This is a genomic window from Streptomyces sp. NPDC002476 (assembly GCF_042889785.1).
Lineage (GTDB): Bacteria > Actinomycetota > Actinomycetes > Streptomycetales > Streptomycetaceae > Streptomyces.
This window is the reverse complement of sequence record NZ_JBIARH010000094.1, coordinates 1-4,949: the sequence shown is the minus strand read 5'-3', so window position 1 is coordinate 4,949 and position 4,949 is coordinate 1. Positions and strand designations below refer to the sequence as shown.

The 4,949-nt window shown below is 69.1% G+C and carries 5 protein-coding genes; 2 read left to right on the top strand and 3 right to left on the bottom strand.

From position 1 onward, the window contains the following. Positions 1-179 precede the first annotated feature (179 nt). Positions 180-1,439, bottom strand: a complete 1,260-nt coding sequence (locus ACFYXM_RS36895; RefSeq protein WP_389296206.1) for a hypothetical protein — start codon at positions 1,437-1,439, stop codon at positions 180-182. A gap of 421 nt (positions 1,440-1,860) precedes the next feature. On the opposite strand from ACFYXM_RS36895, the gene ACFYXM_RS36890 reads away from it, so the two are divergent. After that, positions 1,861-3,261, top strand: coding sequence for a Twin-arginine translocation pathway signal (locus tag ACFYXM_RS36890; protein WP_389296204.1), 1,401 nt, complete (start codon positions 1,861-1,863; stop codon positions 3,259-3,261). Positions 3,262-3,612: 351 nt separating this feature from the next. On the opposite strand, the gene ACFYXM_RS36885 is transcribed toward ACFYXM_RS36890, so the two are convergent. Then, a complete protein-coding gene (locus ACFYXM_RS36885) occupies positions 3,613-4,137 on the bottom strand; it encodes an SUKH-4 family immunity protein (RefSeq protein ID WP_389296203.1) in 525 nt (174 codons plus the stop codon). A gap of 178 nt (positions 4,138-4,315) precedes the next feature. Between ACFYXM_RS36885 and ACFYXM_RS36880 the strand changes: the two genes are divergently transcribed. Next, positions 4,316-4,495, top strand: a complete 180-nt coding sequence (locus ACFYXM_RS36880; RefSeq protein WP_389296202.1) for a hypothetical protein — start codon at positions 4,316-4,318, stop codon at positions 4,493-4,495. Between the two features lie 272 nt (positions 4,496-4,767). On the opposite strand, the gene ACFYXM_RS36875 is transcribed toward ACFYXM_RS36880, so the two are convergent. Next, a partial coding sequence (locus ACFYXM_RS36875; RefSeq protein ID WP_389296200.1) for a hypothetical protein occupies positions 4,768-4,949 on the bottom strand: 182 nt, incomplete at its 5' end.

Sequence of the window (4,949 nt, the reverse complement as noted above, 5' to 3'; positions counted from 1 at the left end):
CGCCGGCCCCCCCCCCCCGCGCCCGGCCGGGGGGGGGGGGGGCCCCCCCCCCCGCCCGGGGGTACGGGGGGGGGGGGGGGGGGCCGCCCGGGGGGGGGGGGGGGGGGCCCCCCACCCCCCCCCCCCGCCCCGGCCCTCGCCCTGCCCCGCCCTCGTCTCCGCAGGGGTGGCCGTGCGAGCTACTGTGCCGACAGGTTGTCCAGCGCCTTCTGCAGATCGGGCAGGCCGTCAACCGCCGGATACCTCAGCGAGAGCCGGTAGTGGACGTGCCGGGCCCGGCTCCGTACCGACTGGACGACCCGGCCTTCGGCCAGTGCGGTCATCGCCATGCTGATGGCGGCCTCGGGGTCGCCGAGCGACGCACAGGCCAGGGCGAGATCGAGCCGGGCGATAGCCAGCCTCGTCGGCGCCCCCAAGCTCAGCGGCATCCCCTGGTATCGCTCGATCGCTTCGAGGGCCGAGTCCCGGGCCGCCTCGTGCCGCCCGAGCCACACCAGGGACGACGCCGCGTAGGACGTGACCACCGCGGCATCCAGACTGAAGAGCCCTGCCTTGTGAAGCGGAAGCCTCTCGCTGTCCTGCCGCACGCGCCGCATGACCTCCTCGAACTGCCCCTCTTGCCTCATTTTGGCGTATACGCGGGCGAGTTGAGTCCTGAGCCGCAGGGCGACCCTGCTCCCCTGCGGCGCGACGGCGAGCCCGCGAGTCGCCGCGGCCAGCGCGTCGAGATCACGACCGTCGTAGAGAGCGTCAGTGCAGCGGACGTCCTCCGCCCAGGCGCCGATCTCCAAGGCGCCGGCTTGCTGCCCCTGCTCCCACGCATCGCTGCAATACGCGTCGACGAAGTCACCCTCGCCCAGGTCGTGGGCAATCCACGCGAGGACAACGGAGAGCATCCCGGCGTGATGAGACAGATCCCGGCCTTCGCTCAGGGTGTGGCGCCTCTGGGTCAGGAGCGCCGCGGCACGGGCCCGGACCGAAGCGGCCTGCTCCCACAAGTCCCTCGGGGAGTGAGCAGAGTAGGTCCCCGACAACTGGGCCACATACAGCTCGAGATCCTCCACATCCCCCAGCTGAAGGTCGCTGGCCCGTGCGGACCGGGTGTAGGACCGCACCACATCAGGAGTGATCCCGCTTTTGGAAGCAGGACGGGTCGAACGGAAGCCCAGTTCTTCAGGGTTCAGGGGGTGGCCAAGCCCGAAGTACGAAGTGAACAGCTCAGCGAGGAGGCCGGGCACCGGAGCCTTGGGCTGCTCACCATTCAGCACCCAGTGCGCCACTCGGCTCCGGTCCGTGGCGAGGTCGTAACCCCTCTGGCCGGCCAGCTCGTTCAGATCCCGGGCGATCTCTCCGTACGAGCGTTTGGACCGCGTGACGGCGTGCTGCAGCTGTTGATTCGGCTGCTTCGCAGGCCGCCGCCGGCCCTGGTGGGGCGCCAACGGCGCCCCACCGGTGGAAACCCTCGCGGGTTCGGAGGCAGCGCCATCAGCCATGATCGTCTCCGGCGAATGAAGCAGGGACTGCGGAGCAGCTCCTGCGCGGCGGTCGTCGTGTCAGCCAGAGGCGGGACAGCGACAGGATGAAGCCCAGGCGAGGCGGAACCGGCTCTTGCCAGTGACAGGGCACGGGCCCCGGCAGGCCGCACGCCCCCACGTCATTCCAGGGCGCGTGAAACCAACCGGGAGGCGGCCCCTGCGGTGCAGGTCTCGTATCACGATGCACCCGCAACCAGGCAGACGTCATTGACGGTCTTCTGCGGAAACATTGACCGGTCTGTGCAATGTCCGCCGTGCGGCCCCACCGGCGAGGATGAGCCAAGGACACCAAAGACCGGGCGGAAACAGGGGAAGGCGGGCAGCGGTGGGAGTCACCCGAGGCCGACGTGCGGAGATCCAGCGGGAGGCATCCCGGATCCGCGCCCAGTGCCAGAGGAACGGTCACACCCAGGAACGGATCGTCACCACCCTTCGGTCGGCACTGCCGGAACTCACGGCGCTGGAAGCATGGCGCCTGGCCCTCGGGTGGTCGCGGCCCCAGGCGGTCCGCGAGGTCGCCGCCGTCTACCGGGCGGACGGCCTTCTGCCGCCGGGTCTGACGCAGGCCCTGCTGTGCCGGTACGAGCACGAGCAGGCAGAGCCCGGCAACGAGTACCGCATCATGATCTCCCGGGCCTACGGGGCCCGCCCCGAGCAACTCGGCCTGGAGACACGCGGCCTGTGGTGCAGTACGTGCGCGGCCCCACCGCCGCTCCACTACGGTCAGCGGCAGCACGAGGAACCGAGCACCGGCCGAGAGGAAGCCATGACGACCGCGAGCGGGCTGCCCGCCATCCGAGAATCCGTCCAGTGGGGCGTCCTGGACGCGCCCGAGGGCTCCGCCTCCCTCGTGGCCGTGGCCGAGGCGGCCGTGGAGCACTACGCGCTCAACTACAGCAAGCACGCGCCGGCGATCCTTCACGAGGAAGTCCGCGCGACCCGCAGCCTGCTGTCGGCCGTGGTGGCCACCGCCGACCAGAAGACCGCCCGCGGCCTTCGCCGGCAGGTCGGCTGGCTCTCGGCGCTCCTCGGGAACCTGGCCTACCACCTGGACGACCGCGCCGGGGCGCGAGCCCACCTGACCCTGGCAGGGGCCTTCGGTGAATCCACCGGCGATGCCGCCCTCACCGCATGGTCCAGTGGAGCCCTGGCCATGGTTGCCACCGCCCGCTGCGACTGGGATCACGCCCGCGAGCACGCCGAATACGGCCTCCAGCACGCCCCGGCCGGATTGCGCAGGGCCCAACTCCTGGGCTGGGCCCTGCTGCCCACCCTTGCCGCACTGGGCGACATCTCCCGCGCCGACGATGCCATCGGTGAGAGCGACGAGCTCATGAAGTCCGCCACCGAGATCCCCGGCCGCTTCGGATACGACCGGGCCGAGCACCGCCTCCACATCGCCGAAGCCCACCTGACCCTGCAGCGCTACGACCGGGCCGCCGATGTCGCCCACACGTCCATCGCGGCAGCCCCCGAACACACCCCGGGATGGGTGGCCGCCACCCTCGTCCTCGCCCTCGCCGAAGCCCGCGACGCCCCCGATCAGGCGGTCGGACGCGCACTGGGTGTCCTCGACCTCATCCCGCCCGCACGGCTCAGGGCCACGGCCCGCACCCGCCTCACCCGCCTCGAACGGGTGCTCGGTACGGATGGTCCGGGCACCGAACTGGCCGAGCGCCTGCGCAGCCTCCCTCCGCCCGTCCGCCTTGACGGGACAGCTGCATAGCGTCCCTGCACGGCTGGCACCCCGAAGCAGGGAGGTTCGAGATGCCGCTGAGCGGGCTGGAGCAGGCGTTCGAGGGCAGTACGGCCCGGGGCGGGGCGTCTGGCAGAGCAGCCGGGTCATACGAGTCCTTGCCTCACTGTCCATCGCCTCCAGTAGCTGGCGCTCGGCCACTGCCCCGCGGTCGTTCCGTACGCCCCGTGCCCCGCCACTCGACGACTATCTGGCGGCGCAGCTGGTTGGGCCAGCAGCGGCATTGAGAGGTCGAGTTGCCCCGGGACGAGGTGCACAGAGATGGAATTGTCCTCGGAGAGGCGGACGAGATTGGACAAGTTGGTCGTGGCCGACGACGATTCAGCGTGCGCTTTCGTAAGCCCTCTCCCATGGTCCGAAATCGACCCCGGGGTCGATTTCTTTTAGCACGGCATCGAAATCTCGAATGCCGGGCTGACTGGTCTGATACACGGCCTGGCCGACCCATACCAGCAAGCAGACGAACGTATAGAGATTACTCGACAAGATGACGGGGGATTCTTCGAGTTCATGAGTCAGTAGAAGCACTTTTCCTGTGACACCGTCCAGGCATAGAAAGCCGTCGGGAAAGGTACCCAAACCCAATATGCTATCCGACTGCACCCAGGCGGGTAGCATAATTCCGACCAGCGCTTCACGAAGAGGGCTCATGGCGCGCACGTCGGTGAGGATGAAGTCCCCGACGCTCGTCGGTACACCGATTTCCTGCAGCGTGAAGCGAGCTTTAGCTTCCTTCACTGCCTCAGGAATCTGCTCTGCCTCCAGCACCGGCGCCAGAGCATGGCCGAACATACGGATCATGTCCGAACGATTGACGCAATGCCGAGTCATGTCAAAATTGCTCATTAAGTGATTCCTTTCGGTCTGGCTTCGCGTGGTACTGGGCGAGCACGTCGGCGACGCTGTCGCGACGTAATCCCATACGGATGGCGATGACGCCGGGGCCGGGATCGGCGACGAGATCGGTTTCGCGACCGAGCTGCAGCTGGCCGAGGCCACGGGCGACCGCGCCGTCGCCGCGGAGGTGCCGTTCCGGTGGGTCACCGAGGACGAGGCGTACGGTCAGAGCAAGTCCTGGCGCCACCGCCTGGAGGGGGCGGACATCTTCCACGTCTCGGCGACCCGCCGCAACGACACCGCCGTCACCTGCCGGCGCATGGACCACCGCATTAACGAACTCATCGCCAACCTGCCCCGGAAATAATGGAAGCGCCGCTCCTGCGGAGCCGGTGCCCACGGCCAGCGGATCTACGACTGGGCCCGGGAGATTCGAGGGGAAGGCCGGCGAAGGAGGAGGTGGCACCGTCCTCGTCGGGGGTGAGCGCGCGGCCTTCACCGAGCCCGGGCGCTGACTGCCGGTCTTTGCGCCAACGCGCTGCTCGTCGGCGGCCGCGCGGCCGCCCTGGACGCGATCATCGGTGACGGGGACCTGGAGACCTTCCGCACCTACGTCATCGGCCTGGACCGCACGAGAACTCAACGCTTCACGCAGTACAGATGAACGGGCCCTTCTTCTTGCCGGAACGGCGGTCCGAAGTCCTCCAGAGCCAGCCGATATCGCCCCCGGCTCACGCCGTACGCGTCGGTGAACTCCTCCTCCGTGACGGAGAAAGCGGTGTGGAGATCCGGCCGCTGCGGCAAGAAGACGTGCAGAAGGC

Coding starts and splice junctions, on each gene's coding strand:
- ACFYXM_RS36885 (WP_389296203.1), bottom strand. CDS start 4,137: ATGAGCAATTTTGACATGACTCGGCATTGCGTCAATCGTTCGGACATG.